The following is a 14,071-nucleotide window of genomic DNA, read 5'->3' as shown; positions in this document are numbered from 1 at the left end:
AAGGAACTGTGAAACCCCATCATGATCTTCAAGAAACTCGGCTCAATAGCGTATAAAACAACAGAACTCTTCATCAAAGGAAAGATGCTCAGCAGCACACAAGGAGCTCAATTTCTTAAGGATGAACAAATAGCTGATTTTCTCAACCCATCAAACAAAGGCCTTTTACTCGATGGCATAAACCGTAGACTCTCTGTCAACGAAAGCTTCCAAAACGTATGCCTAACCGCAAGAGTAGGAGTAGGGAAAACCACCAAGTACATCATTCCAAACGTGCTTGATAAGGCCAATAGAAACGCTTCCATGGTCATACACGACCCAAAAGGAGAGGTCCACGCAAACACATCTGGATATCTCGAGCAAAATGGCTACGAAATAATTGTATTCAATCCTCAAAACATTTCAGCTTCCAACCTGTTTAATCCCCTCTTAGAAGCTAAAAACCAGATAGAACTCGAACAGATAGCAGAAACCCTCATCTGGTCAGGAAATCCTGGGGAATCTGATGCGTACTGGAATAATGGGGCAACCAGAATCTTAAGTGTTTTGATCAAGTGCTTAAGCTTTGGAGACCCAAAATACTTCAATCTTCCCAACCTCCACCACCTACTACAGAGCTTTGGTGATCTAGGGGAAGAAATAGAAGATTGGGTAGCAGAAAACTGCTGGGACCCAGAATACCCAAACGATAGATACATACTCGAAGAATGGAAAGGAGCACTCACAGGGAATAAAGAAGCAATACAAAGCTTCATCGGAATTTGCCTGACTTCCTTAAAGGCCCTCACTAATCGGGATCTGAGAACTTTCTTCAGCAAGTCAGACTACCAGCTTTCAGATCTGAGAAAACACAAGACTGCAATATATTTCATCACCCCTCCCGAGAACCAAAAATACTACAGCTTTGTAACCAGCCTGTTTTTCAGATCAATTTTTAATGAGTGCATGAGAAACCATCATCTCAGCGGAAAATCCCTCCCCGTGTATATCCTCTACGATGAATTTGGGAACAGCTACGTCAGTGATGTTGTGTCCGTTGCAAACACCATTAGAGGTTACGGTGTTTCGCTTTCGATCATCCTACAGTCTATCTCTCAGCTTTCCATGAAATATGGAAAAGACACCGCCGAAGCAATCCAAGGTGCCCTCAATACTAATATCTGCCTGAGTTCTTCAGATCCAGTAACAGCCAACTATTTTTCCGATCTGGCAGGCAAGGTAAGAGAGACACAGATAAGGCTAGAAGACGCCCATAGAGATTACCGGGAATACCATCTCCTCCATGCAAACGAAGTCAGAACCATGCAGGAGGAGCAAGCCCTCGTTATCTCAAAGAACCGCAATCCAGTAAAACTAAAGGTTACTGCGTTTTACCAGTACAGAAAATTCAAGAAAGCTTCGAGCTTTCCCCCTGTTTTTATTAATTATGGAAACCGCAGCATCAACGTTCGGTTGGTGAGGTTATAGATGGATTTTTGGATATTTGATTATCACTTCAACAATGCACTTCTCACAGTAATGGGAATATTCTGCTTCTTTGGGCTAACCTTTGGCTGGTTCTTTCGAAAAGGACTATCTATCTGGAGGGGGGTCATAGCCCTGTTTGTCTTTGCACCCATACTTGGCTTTCTCGTAGCCATTAATTTCTGGCCGCTCTCACTTGCATTTCTCGCGGGATTCTTAATACACGCAGCAAAACCTATCTATTACCAAGCCACAGGACGGGGCTAAAGCATGTTGGGGATAAACATTACAGAGTTAATAGTACTGGGAACATTTATATTTTCACTTGGCATGATCTTTGGTCGCCTCGTTCGAGGACTCAATCCATGGAAGATGCTACTTGCAGTTCTGATATTCGGCCCGTTCTATCTCTATGTCGATGAGTTAGACAATGTTATCTATACCGCTCTTTATGGAGTGGGATTTCTCGCAGGTTTAGGGAATGTCTTTGGCTGGATCATGATTCCATTTACTGAGATCAAGATGGGGTGGCAGCTCTCTCGGGCAAAGGCCCGCGCTAATACTAGGCGTAGAGATGAGTTCTCCCAAGCGGAAGAGAATCTATACCGGCAAAAAGAAGATATAGAGCAGGAGCTTCACCGACAGAAAGCGAATCATGATGAAGAAGTGTTTCGTCGTGCAAAACAAGCAGGGGACAAGTTAGCTCGTGAGAAGCTGGAAGCAGAAGAATACTTGCGTAAGCAAGCAGATGATTTGAATCAGCGTGAGGAAGCTTTTAGAAAGCAACAAGAGCAGTTTAACAATCAATCCTATGGCAACAATGTAGATGACTTCAGCTGGTTCTCTGACCGTTCAGTGTCAAATCATAAGAAATTTGAAAGAGCTTGTGAAATTCTTGGGATGGGTCCAGGGAAAGATATTAAAGAGTACAAGAAGAAACGTAAAATTTTAGTTTCTCAATACCACTCAGATAAGGTTGAGGGGTGTAGTGAAGCTATTAAAAAATATGCAAAAGAACAGACTCAATTACTTAATGTTGCGATGGATGTAATTGAAAATCATTTGAAGATTTAGATTGCATATATATTGGAAGAGTATTGTTGCTATCGTATTGGATCTTTTATTATCTCAATATAAGTCCATCAAGTTCACACAATTCCATTATACGGTCATGATATTTTTTTTCCTCCCAATATAGCTGAGTATCATTCTGGAATTTTTATAATATGCTCTTTAGGAGATCAAAGCCACTCAAATGTGTATTGCCTTGCTGTATAGTATCAGTAATGATTTTTATTCTTACTCCAGTATTTAGACTTAGGAATACTAGTGGTGTAGTATGAAAACTCAATTTTTATATCTTTTCCTGCAGGAATAGTATAATTCCAATTCCATTCATTTTGAATAACATATTGCTTTATTTTTCTATTTATTATTGAATTCGATACAAGTTCTCTTTTAGGTTCCTCTATATACAATTTATATTTTCTACTATGTCTAATTATCTTTCAATCAACCTCAATTTTTGGATATTTTATACCATAAGTTTCTCAAACAAATACAGCACCATCATAATCATGAGGATAATCTCTAAAATGTAGCAAAGGAAAATAATTTAAACGTAATTCTATATCATATTCTTTTGTATTCTTATAGTTATATATTTGTGTTACTTTAAAAGGATAAGTAATGGATTCATTAGCATCAAATCAAAGATAATTGTAATTTTCTGATTCATATCAGTTTTTATTTATAAAATTTACAATTTCTATATTTTTTTTATTTGGTACATATTTAGAAGAAATTGGATTTTTTAATACGTCTACATTTAATTCATAATCAATCAACGTTGGTTGAAAAGCCTTTCCATCTAAAAGTATTTTTTTATCTCTTATATCAATACGCATTCAGTTAGAGAATCAATATATATCCTGAATAAAAACAAAAGCAGCCGCAACAATAACAACTGCTTTTTTGAAAATTGAAATCATAAAAGCCATATTTACGATATAAACTATAAGTAATTTATTCAATAATTAAAAATTATCAACTATTTTCTAATTTACTTCAACAACGCTATAATTATTAGCATTTTCAACACCTGTTCTTGTATTATCAAAATAAATTCTATGATTCATTACAAAACCTTTACGATGTTCATCATTGTACGGATAAACATCTTCATTCCACTCACAGTTAGGACTTTGATTTGGTTCAGTTACTCCTGGAGGATCGACCTCTCTACTAGAAAACTCTGAATCAACTACAGGCGACCAATTCTGATCAATGACTTCGATCCAGTCTCCATTACCACTTTTTCCAACAACAATTGCTGTATGACCATAATCATAATCACCATTGTGATCAAAAGTCGCGATAGCTGTACCAATTTCTAAATGATCAAGATCAATCGTACTTAATGATTCTCCCTCACTCCAATTTGGAGTTGCAGTATTGTTATTTGTAATTTCTTTTACAAAAGCAACACATTGACAACTTTCAGTTCCTATTGTAGAAACATTAACATTTCTCCCTGATAAAGACGCTCCTTCTACTCGCCTAACTGTAAAACCTGAAAATGCTGTGAGAACTCGGCTTGTATTTTTCAATGCAACAAGCTGGATCGACTTATTATATGGTATTTCATTTCCGTAAATATCTTTTTGAAAACGGCTTTTGCTATACCATGCTCGCCAATCCAAATCGCCATAAGCATCTTGTCCATCGTCTGACCATTTCAATACATCAGAATAAGACAATGATGAAAATATTGAAATAGTAGTAGCAGCAATAATTTTTTTATATTTCATACAAATATCATCCTTTTATTTATATTGGTTTAATAATAAAAATTCAGTATATCTAATGCATTGTTAGCCTCCTCTTTTAGAATTATATTAAAATCATTATCCAGCTATAAATTCAACACCAATTTATAGCATACAGTCCAATAGTAAAATCAGAGACTTCAGCTTTTATTTTTTGAAATATATCAACACCAATAAGAAACATATATGTTTCTTATTTCAAACTATAAAGACTCTCTTATTAGCCTAGATAATAAAAAGTATCAAATTTTAAAAAATATCTGATCTATTTAATAAAGAGCTGCAGCATATAAAATATGCAAGATGAATCTATTAGAACATCCAACCTCTGACGCAGACACGAATCCATCTAATTTTTTCCTATCACTACACTCAAAATATGGACAAAAAATAACGCAAATAATAAGTTATGTATATTACAGAAAACTGGGATTTTTCAAAAAGGAATTAAAAGCGGCAGACAGTGGGGGGCGAAGACAGGAATCAAACAATACCCAAAACCACAGCGATAGCTACAGCCTGACATGAAGTGCGGGCTTTGAGTTTTTTCTTTATATCACGAATATAACCATTTACAGTGTCAGGAGATTTGTGAAACCTCTGAGCTATATCCTGTAAAAAAAGCCCACCGGATAGGCATTTTAGCGTTTCTTTTTCGATAGGCTTCAGTATTGGTAGCCCGTACTGCTCACTCTTTACAAACAGGTCATATTTAGAAAATTTCTGTGCAACCGTATGGAACAATAATGCAGCTTGATGAATATATTCTAGGTGTGGGTAAATATCACGATCAAACTCCTTGTCATCAATAGCGGTTGCACTGAGACCAATTCCTCCCCAGTTATCACTACCGTTTTCCTTTAAAGGAATAGACAAACCGTTAAGAATTTGATGGTCATATGACATATTTTCAACAATTTGGGCCTCAGGAGATAGGGATGAGTAGCGCTTCTTCGAATCCCACTTCAGTACGTTGTCCTGCTGTAAACACCAGTCAACAGAGTAATCATATTTTTCTCCCTTACAATCCAAGTAATCTGCCATAAAGCTATCAGAATAGTTGCTGACGGCGAGGAAAGTTGACTTATCTCCTTTCTCTCCCCCTCTACGGTTCATGGCATAACAGTATTGCCCGTGTACAAACCCCAAACTCTGCATATCGGAATAAAATACTTTCCAACACTCCTCATACGAAGAACAACGCATTAATAAGGTCAATAAATCAGTGAGTTGATTATTCATTTTCTTAAACGAAGCCCAGGTTATACAAATGAAGCAAAAGCAATATTTAGTCAAAAATAAGTCACAAAACCACCCACATACAGGTGGTTTTTCTTGACAGAATCGACATACATCTATCATATCTTATATATACTTCTAACATGCAAACAAAGATCATTATCTATGATTTGGATAGAATTTATCACTTCTGTTAACCCCTTTAGCTCTATATCAGATACTAATTCTACCGTTTTAATTAAAACACAATCACTTGAATACAAAGGAATAAGATATTTATATTTCATAATAAAAAATGTACCCTCAAAATGAGAGGTAGGTAAAAAAGACATTCGTTGCAAATCAAAAGCCGCCCTACCCCTCATATTGAGGGTAAGCCGAATGAATTTTCTACTTTTGATTTGCATTTACTTTATACTTAAAAACTGTATAAAATCAAAAAATTATTATGATTTTATACAGTTTTACTTGTGAGCTCATAACCCCTTATTTAATTTCGAGCTTTAATCTTTCATCATGTTCTTCTTTATAAGGGATATCTTCACATATAACCTCTAGTTTTTCGTTCTCAATATCTAAATACACATGAGTTATCAAGCCTTTTGGCTCTACTCTTTGATCATCTATGCCCCAATCATTTATTATTTCTGAATAGATAGGTTCGGTCATTGTAATCCCGCATTGATCATAGATGGGTTCTTTATCAAAAAGATTTAAAAACCCTACCTTATCTTGAAATCCAGTAACCACCTTTATTAAAAAATAGGATTTATTATCAATATTTTCTCTTATCTAAAAAGGACACCATATTAGACGAAATCCCACAGGGTAGTATTTATTGTCCATGTTATATTTTCTTCTTACATACAAATACCTGTGAGTCTTTCATTTATTTTTTACCTAATTTGTCATATAAACGAACCCATTGAGTTGGGCAGTTTTCATTAATGACATTAAGCAACTTTCTAGGATCAAACGTATCATAATACCTTAAAGTGTATTCTCTATTAGGACTCTTCACTTCTCTAGCAAACCAAGATAGAAATATGTTGATATGCTATTGATAAGAAAAACATTACAGCCAAAATACAGATAACATATTTCACAAAATTACTATTATATTTACCAAATAATGAAAATAAAAATAAATTTTCTGGAATAGCAAAAATAACTTCTACTCAGCAGGACTTGGTAGCTCCCATACAGTACGACCATCACTTAAAGATACAGCACTGTCTGACCAATTTATTCTTCCCTCTTGCTTACAGATATCAGTTAGCTTTTCATTTAATTTTTTTCCTGACTTTGTATAGAGTCGTACCCATTGAGCTCTGCACTCTCTAAAAGCAAGAGAAGTATTTGTTATATCTATTGTGTTATAATATTTCAAAACATACTCTCCATTAGGACTTACTACTTCTCTTCTATATGTCCCAATGTATAAATATATCGCAATAGAAATAACAAACAGAAGAATTATTGATGTTGATATGATCAATTTTTTTTTCATAGTTTTATAATAATTTATAGATTACATGTTATGGTTTTTCAATAAATTTCAAATACTTTTTTCTTTAATATATAGGAATAACAAGTGGTTTTAAGATTAGTTTTATAGGAGAAAAAGCAAAAAAATCTCCTCCCATTTTCTTCTTATCTCTGTATATTCTGAAAGTTTCGTTTGTTATTGACAAGTCTTTATTATCATCTGTGTCAGAGCTTCCCCATAAAGCATCCCAATTACTAACAAAAACCTTGTTATTAACTGTATCCCAGGTTCCTAAATATTGAGGTCCATTAAATTCATAAATATCTCCTGCATATATTCCTATATGACTCACACATATGACACTCTTTACTTGCTTATTTTCTAAGTGCCTCTTTATATTCAGATGCATAAAATTAGGCATTTCGCCAAACAAAGATGGTGTTTTTAATAAATCACTTTTGGTTGGTTTTGTATTTCTTTCATGTTTTGATAGTGCTTTATTTTCTCTATACTTTATAGCATTAATTGTATGCCCTTTATAAAAAGCATAGAAATTAAAATTATTGAGAGCCCCTACAAGATCATCAAGTTTATAATTATTATCCTCAAAAGGAGTTACTTCTTGGTATTGCATTTGATGATCTTTTATATACTTAAAATATTGATCTGGTTGCATTGAGTCAACCAGCCAGCTATTGAATGGGATTATCTGTGCATGAGATTGTTTGATACTGTTATAGCTATAAGGTGTTGAAAATCCATATGTCTTTTTTAGCTCCCTGATTACCGCTTTTGAATCCAAGTTTTTAAGTAGCGCATTGTACTTTTTATTGGCGTTTGGGAATTGATTTAGCCATTTCCACGAAATGGTATACTTTCTCATTCCAGAATTTATATTGTCTCCTATTGTTGACTTATCCTTTCCTGGTGCAGTTATAGCTGTTTTAGCAGTACCTTTTGCCCAGAAGTCCATTAAATTCTTTGATTCTTTCCAGCCCTTTGCTTCTAACACAGGGAACAATTCAGTTATATCAAAATAGTCTGTATCAGACATTGTGTATCCTTACTGAGAGTTTTCAAAAATAGGTATGGTGCGCGGTATGCTTCTACTCAACCCCTTGATCTGTGATACTCAGCGTGGTTTGCCAAAGCACACTTACAGCCACTTCGGGTATTTCACCAAAGCCATTGGATTGAAGAGCTACGATTGTTTGTTCAGAGAGTTTGCCTGATGGCGCAATCTTGGAATAAAACTCAGAAAGATTAAGCCCCGAGGAGTGAGCCTGAATGATCTGTTGCTGAAGTGACGCTATCTGGTTATCCATAACCGCCTATATCCTTGAGAGTCCTTTTTATTGATCCAAAATTAGGGGGCTAGTGTATATCCATTCACATACCCTGTCTATTCAGGGTCCCCAGTTCTAAAATTTTTTCTATTGCCTTTTGGGAGACTTCTTCTGGAATCCCTATATCAATACTCCACACCGCTTGTTCTTCTCGTATATGTCTGACAACTACACTTGCCCCAGTCTCACGATCTAAACAACGTACCCGAACCGACTCAGGATCTGGTTTTTCATTAGGAAACTGAAAACCACTGAAAGACAGAACCCAGCGCTGGCAACAACTCACAAAAAAGTGATCTTCTTCGTTTTGAGAAAGACCCAACTCTGCTTTACATTCCCTGAGTTGTTTACGAACCTCTAAGAGCTCTGAGTTCCGCGCTTTCAATTCAGAGTTCTTCGTAACGAGCTTCTTCTTATTCTCAGCTAGATTCTTCTTGATTCGTTCAGGATCGAGAGCCTTGAGTTTTTTTAGCTCTGACTTTGTCTCCCTAAGCTCCAAACGAGTCTTATCCAACTCCGATTGTATTTTGGCGGTTTTCTGATCAATAGCTACGAGGGCTTCAAACCGTTCAAGGTTTTCTTTACTAAGCATCAATGTTCACTAACAGGGTTGACTGGATGAATATTGCTTGAGAGGGGATGGCAGACTTCAAAGCCGAGACTCACTCTCTGAAATTTGGCGAATGTATATGACGAATCTTACCAAGGGCATTTTATTTTTTGAAAAATCCGTGAGTCTTTTGAGTTTTCTTTGTATGCGCCTGTCTATTTTGTCGTTGTTCTTGTAGCTCGGACTTTGCTTTTATGGCATTTATCTTTTTCAGATCATCAACTGAGAGCAAACCACGATCTTTCGCTTGACTCAACTCCGAAGACTGCAAACTCTTAGCAGCGAGAGACAAACTATTTTGAGTAACCATCTGGGCATAGCGAATCTCTTCTACAGAACCGAGCCTATCACCCCATTCCTCGTCATGTGCTAACTCAAGACTCCTTTCCACGTTTTGATGTGCTTGCATTACATTTTTGTACGCAGCCACACGTGACTCAAGCGAATCATCTGCAGGTGTAAAAATGTGGTCATCAGCTGGCATAATATGCAAATATAGGGTTGTGTATTGATTTGATTGTGGGCACTTTAATAAGGAAAATCAAACTGTTTTACCGCAACCAGCAAGGACAGGTAATCTAAGACGCTATGGAGCCGCCGTTTGATAACAATCTAGCGAGTATCGCCGACTCTCTTGGGATTGGACTATATCAGCGATTCAGTCTTACTGAGGCCTCCTTATTCCTCCGATGTCCGTTATCCGCATTGAAGAAACTGCAATCTCAAAAAAAAATTGGTTATATAGCGGTTCCTGGTGGAGAAGTTCATTTTTTCGGATACCAGTTATTAGAATATCTCCTGACCAGTATCGAGGACCAATCAAGCCCTCAGCCCCAGATCCCAACTGAAGATAGGATCGTCCGCATAAAAGAAGTTCAGTCATTAACAGGACTGTCACGCACATCACTTTGGCGGGAAGAAAGAGCTGGGAGGCTACCCTCTAGGGTCGCTCTATGTTCAGGAAGTGTGGGTTGGCGTCTCAGTGATATCCAAGAATGGATACGATCACGAAAATAGTTATAAAATTCCTGTAGCAGGATCAAAGCAAGCGGCCAAACTGTTCTTAAGTGTCTATGGTCGAACAGGTATCACTTATTGAAAGCCACTGATACTTGATCACCAGTCTAAGAATAAGAGAGAAAAAACCACATTTCTTACACGTTTATTCGAAATAACCAGCTTTAAGAGGTGAATTCTGAACGCTCAAAGGTAAAATAGTTGTAAAATCTATCCCTATTCATTCACCAATTCCAGCACCTTAGCAAATGGTGACAGAACTGGTGACTACATACCACAAAACCAACAAAACACTGTCTATGCAATTGATTTATAAATAATTTATTATCTCAATCGACAAACAGATCCAGAATATTGAATAACTCTTTTCGTCACTGCTTTACTACAATAACCAATTGTGCAGCTTGACGATATAACATCGCCAGGAAAGTAAGCTCTTTCCTGGCGATGTCCGTCATCAGAAAATTTCTTCTGTATTTACCGTATTGTTAGCTGCGGCTTCGGCAACAGCAGCCTGTTTAGGCGTATCTTCCTTGCGAAATACTTCAAAAACAGCGTCTTTCTGTCCAGGAAAGGCAAGCAGTCCTGATTTTGGATCAATACGCACACTAACGATACCTTCTGGGGGAATCAGTGGTGTTTCAGGCACTCCTTCCAGAGCATCCTCCATGTATTTTATCCAAATAGGCAACGCGGCAGAGCTACCGAATTCGCTTCGCCCTAAAGTTTTTGGTTGATCAAATCCAACCCAGACCGACGCCACAATTTCCTGATTAAACCCTGAGAACCAGGCATCTTTCTGATCATTGGTGGTACCTGTTTTTCCAGCTAAGTCATTACGACCCAGTACTTTCGCCTTTTTTCCGGTTCCCCGCTTAATAACATCCTGCATTATATTGGTTATCAAATAAGCCTCTTGTTCACCAACGATTCTTTCTGCGATGGGCAGGTCCGTGAGGTTTTCTACTGAAGGATCAACGGGGTCTTCAGATGAGGGCGGCCGATAGGTACAACCCTGACAAACAGTTATAGGCTTGGCTTCCTGTAGTCGGTTACCTTCGATATCCTCAACACGAGAAATCAGATAAGGCTCTATTTTATATCCCTGATTAGCAAAGGCTGCATAGGCTGTTACTAACTCCAAAGGTTTAACATCAGCACTTCCCAGAGCCAGAGACAAATTCTGCGGGAGCCGATCTTCCGGGAATCCAAAGCGCTCTATAAATTCCAACGCATTTTTAACGCCCAGCCTACGAAGAATGCGAATTGAAACTAAGTTTCGAGACTTGTACAAAGCTTCACGCAAACGAGTGGGGCCGTAAAATTTCTTACTGTAATTCTGTGGTCGCCAACTACTTTCAAGGCTACTATCCTCAAAAACTACAGGAGCATCATTAATCAGTGTCGCAGGTGTAAATCCGTTAGCGAGTGCTGCTGTATAAACAAAAGGTTTAAAGTTAGATCCTGGCTGCCGTGTACCCTGAGTCACACGGTTGAACTTACTGTGAGAAAAATTAAACCCACCCACCAAGGCTCGGATAGCACCATTTTTAGGAGAAAGCGCTACTAAAGCGGCTTGAACTTCGGGAATCTGTGTTAGCTGCCAACCCTCTTCGGAATCGATAACTCTTACCAAATCTCCAACAGTAAGAATATCTGTCGCCAGTTTAGGCTTAGGCCCCATTGAATTAACATTGATATACGGCCGAGCCCAGCTCATCCCCTCCCAATTTAAAGCAATTTCCTCCCCCCCACGCAACGCCAGGGTTGCCGTTTGCTGTTCCACTTTAAGTACAACAGCCGGTTGTAATGTGCTGAAAACGGGGGTCGAGCGAAGAGTTTTTAACATGCTCTCCAGCGACTCATCCGGGGTTAATTGCTTCTCAGGCCCCCTGTATCCATGACGTCTGTCATAATTAATCAGACCAGAGACTACCGCTCTATTTGCCGCCGCCTGGTCGGTACTGCGTAATGTGGTGTAAGCGTTAAATCCATCTGTATAGAGCTGTTCACCTAGAGTTGTTTGCAGCTCATTACGAACCATTTCTGCAACATAAGGGGCGTAAAGTTCAATATCAGAGCCATGATAGGTTGCAGTTATTGGAGCTTCGGTTGCACTATCGGCCTCTTCCTGCGTTACATACCCGAGTCCAGCCATTCTTGCGAGAATCCAGTTTCTGCGCTCTATAGCCCTGGTAGGATTGGCCAACGGATTGTAAGCAGATGGTGCTTTAGGAAGCCCTGCGATCATTGCCAGCTCTGCCAAAGCCAGTTGGTCAATATTGCGCCCATAATAAACATTCGCAGCGGCCTGAATCCCATAAGCGCGATTTCCTAAAAATATTTTATTAACGTAAAGCTCGAGGATTTCTTCTTTACTCAGTTCCTGTTCAATCTGTAAAGCTAAAAGAATTTCACTGAATTTTCGGGTAAAGGTCCGTTCGCGGGTAAGAAAATAGTTTTTCGCTACCTGCATTGTGATCGTGCTGCCCCCAGTCTGAATCCTGCCGGTGCTAACCAATTGATATGCAGCCCGGGCAAGACCTTTAACATCAACACCCAAATGATTATAAAAACGACTGTCTTCAGCGGCTAAGATAGCATCAATAAACTGCTGGGGTATTTCCGCATGAGAGATTGGGGTACGGCGTTTCTCACCGTATTCTGCAATAAGTTTGTTATCAGAGGAGTAAATTCGCAGGGGGGTTTGCAATCGTATATCACGAAGTTGGTCGACATCCGGCAAACCGGGTTTCAGATAATAATAACCACCGACTACGACCAATGCGCCCAATATAGCGCAGAAAAAGCCGAATTTTATAGCAAAGCCAAGCAGAGTTTTGATTTTGATCATGATAACCTAAAGTTGGTATATTCAACGTGATATACAATAGCTATATATAATAATGCCAGTTTTGATGCTAAATTCGAAATAGGATAGCGTTAAATATCCTATAATTGCCGGAAACAAACCGGAGCTCAGCCGATTGGACCACGTGGACTAAGGATTATTCGGTGACAAACCTTTTTAAAACAAAATCCAAACCATTGCTAGGAGTCGATATTGGCTCCTCCTTCGTGAAAGTCCTTGGACTGTCCCAACTTTCCAAGGGCTATAAAATTGACTCTTATGCCGTTGTTCACTTGCCCGAAGGGGCAGTAATCGATAACAACGTTCAAGAAGTACCGATTGTTGCCGAGGCCCTTAAAAAAGGCGTTCGTATTTCGGGGTCTCGAAATAAAATGGCTATCACTTCAGTACCTGCTTCTGTAGTGATTGTCAAAGACCTTGAGTTTAGCCGTTCGTTTACTGAGGATGAGCTGGAAGAGCAGATTAAAGTCGAAGCGGATCAATTTATCCCCTATCCTCTGGACGAAGTTGCTATTGATTTTCAGATTCGTGGTCAATCCGCCACAGACCCAGAGATAAATGACGTTTTACTGGTCGCCTGCCGTCAGGATAGTGTGCAGTCCAGAGAAGATTCGGTAAATGGCGCAGGTCTGCAATGCGATGTCATAGATATTGACACCTACGCCCTGGAACGGACATTTCCACTGCTCAGCGAATCCCATGACCTTGAAGGAAAGACCGTCGGCCTGATAGATATTGGTGCCAGTAGTATGTCTCTCTATGTCCTTGAAGAAGGGAAGGTTGTGTACAGTCGTGAGCAAGTCTTTGGTGGCAATGACCTTACCCACAACCTCAGTCAGGTTGCTGATATGAGTGCTGACGAGGTTGAACGGGCCAAAAAAGAAGGAAGCCTCCCTGAAGACCTTGTCAGAGGTTATGTTGAGCCCTTTAAACAAACCGCTGCACAGCAGATATCCAGATCCCTGCAGTTCTTTTATTCCTCAGGTACGCACGCTGAACTGGATATTCTATTGCTATCAGGAGGTGTGTCAGCATTATCAGATTTAGATAAAACAGTAGAACAAGAGCTGGGAATCAACACACAGGTGGCGAATCCGTTTAGCGGAATGAAGCTAGGTTCTAAAGTTAACCGAACCAAGTTCGAAGCAGACTCCAGCTCCTTACTGCTGGCCTGTGGCTTGGCATTGCGGAGCTTTGAGGGATAAT

General features: G+C 38.8%; 14 protein-coding genes. 4 read left to right on the top strand and 10 right to left on the bottom strand.

The window, feature by feature from the left end; all coding sequences use genetic code 11:
• Nucleotides 1-21 precede the first annotated feature (21 nt).
• A complete protein-coding gene (locus BGP75_RS22085) occupies nt 22-1,467 on the top strand; it encodes a type IV secretory system conjugative DNA transfer family protein (RefSeq protein ID WP_076721090.1) in 1,446 nt (481 codons plus the stop codon).
• A 267-nt stretch (nt 1,468-1,734) separates the two neighbouring features.
• Nucleotides 1,735-2,538, top strand: a complete 804-nt coding sequence (locus tag BGP75_RS22075; protein WP_076721088.1) for a hypothetical protein — start codon at nt 1,735-1,737, stop codon at nt 2,536-2,538.
• A 665-nt stretch (nt 2,539-3,203) separates the two neighbouring features.
• On the opposite strand, the gene BGP75_RS27105 is transcribed toward BGP75_RS22075, so the two are convergent.
• The 9 genes from BGP75_RS27105 to BGP75_RS22035 all read right to left on the bottom strand — a co-directional run bounded on the left by BGP75_RS27105 (nt 3,204) and on the right by BGP75_RS22035 (nt 9,460).
• A complete protein-coding gene (locus tag BGP75_RS27105; RefSeq protein WP_158070157.1) occupies nt 3,204-3,371 on the bottom strand; it encodes a hypothetical protein in 168 nt (55 codons plus the stop codon).
• Between the two features lie 150 nt (nt 3,372-3,521).
• Entirely contained in the window at nt 3,522-4,274 is a 753-nt protein-coding gene (locus BGP75_RS22070; protein ID WP_076721087.1) for a BPSL0067 family protein, read from the bottom strand.
• Between the two features lie 501 nt (nt 4,275-4,775).
• Nucleotides 4,776-5,534 carry an autoinducer binding domain-containing protein gene (locus BGP75_RS22065; protein ID WP_158070156.1) on the bottom strand — a complete coding sequence of 253 codons (759 nt, stop codon included), beginning with the start codon at nt 5,532-5,534 and terminating at the stop codon, nt 4,776-4,778.
• 483 nt (nt 5,535-6,017) lie between these two features.
• Nucleotides 6,018-6,200 carry a hypothetical protein gene (locus BGP75_RS22055; protein ID WP_143821149.1) on the bottom strand — a complete coding sequence of 61 codons (183 nt, stop codon included), beginning with the start codon at nt 6,198-6,200 and terminating at the stop codon, nt 6,018-6,020.
• A 505-nt stretch (nt 6,201-6,705) separates the two neighbouring features.
• On the bottom strand, nt 6,706-7,041 hold the full coding sequence (locus BGP75_RS26870; protein ID WP_143821148.1) for a hypothetical protein: 336 nt from the start codon (nt 7,039-7,041) through the stop codon (nt 6,706-6,708).
• Nucleotides 7,042-7,105: 64 nt separating this feature from the next.
• The gene (locus BGP75_RS22050; RefSeq protein ID WP_076721083.1) at nt 7,106-8,074 is read right to left on the bottom strand and encodes a DUF6402 family protein; all 969 of its coding nucleotides are present in this window, start codon (nt 8,072-8,074) and stop codon (nt 7,106-7,108) included.
• 52 nt (nt 8,075-8,126) lie between these two features.
• Complete coding sequence (locus BGP75_RS22045; protein WP_076721082.1) at nt 8,127-8,345, bottom strand: hypothetical protein; 219 nt, start codon at nt 8,343-8,345, stop codon at nt 8,127-8,129.
• A 64-nt stretch (nt 8,346-8,409) separates the two neighbouring features.
• On the bottom strand, nt 8,410-8,958 hold the full coding sequence (locus tag BGP75_RS22040) for a hypothetical protein (RefSeq protein ID WP_076721081.1): 549 nt from the start codon (nt 8,956-8,958) through the stop codon (nt 8,410-8,412).
• Nucleotides 8,959-9,079: 121 nt separating this feature from the next.
• Nucleotides 9,080-9,460, bottom strand: coding sequence for a hypothetical protein (locus tag BGP75_RS22035; RefSeq protein ID WP_076721080.1), 381 nt, complete (start codon nt 9,458-9,460; stop codon nt 9,080-9,082).
• A 104-nt stretch (nt 9,461-9,564) separates the two neighbouring features.
• Here BGP75_RS22035 and BGP75_RS27805 point away from each other — a divergent pair, with 104 nt between their 5' ends.
• Nucleotides 9,565-9,993, top strand: a complete 429-nt coding sequence (locus tag BGP75_RS27805) for an AlpA family phage regulatory protein (RefSeq protein WP_083704976.1) — start codon at nt 9,565-9,567, stop codon at nt 9,991-9,993.
• 457 nt (nt 9,994-10,450) lie between these two features.
• Here BGP75_RS27805 and BGP75_RS22025 read toward each other — a convergent pair whose 3' ends face one another.
• Nucleotides 10,451-12,847 (bottom strand): penicillin-binding protein 1A, encoded by a 2,397-nt coding sequence (locus tag BGP75_RS22025; protein ID WP_076721079.1) that lies wholly within the window; start codon nt 12,845-12,847, stop codon nt 10,451-10,453.
• Between the two features lie 161 nt (nt 12,848-13,008).
• On the opposite strand from BGP75_RS22025, the gene pilM reads away from it, so the two are divergent.
• Nucleotides 13,009-14,070 (top strand): type IV pilus assembly protein PilM, encoded by a 1,062-nt coding sequence (pilM, locus tag BGP75_RS22020; protein WP_076721078.1) that lies wholly within the window; start codon nt 13,009-13,011, stop codon nt 14,068-14,070.
• Nucleotide 14,071 lies beyond the last annotated feature (1 nt).

It is taken from the genome of Motiliproteus sp. MSK22-1 (genome assembly GCF_001968815.1).
Lineage (GTDB): Bacteria > Pseudomonadota > Gammaproteobacteria > Pseudomonadales > Balneatricaceae > Motiliproteus.
The sequence above is the reverse complement of the archived record's forward strand: the minus strand, read 5'-3'. Positions and strand labels throughout refer to the sequence as shown.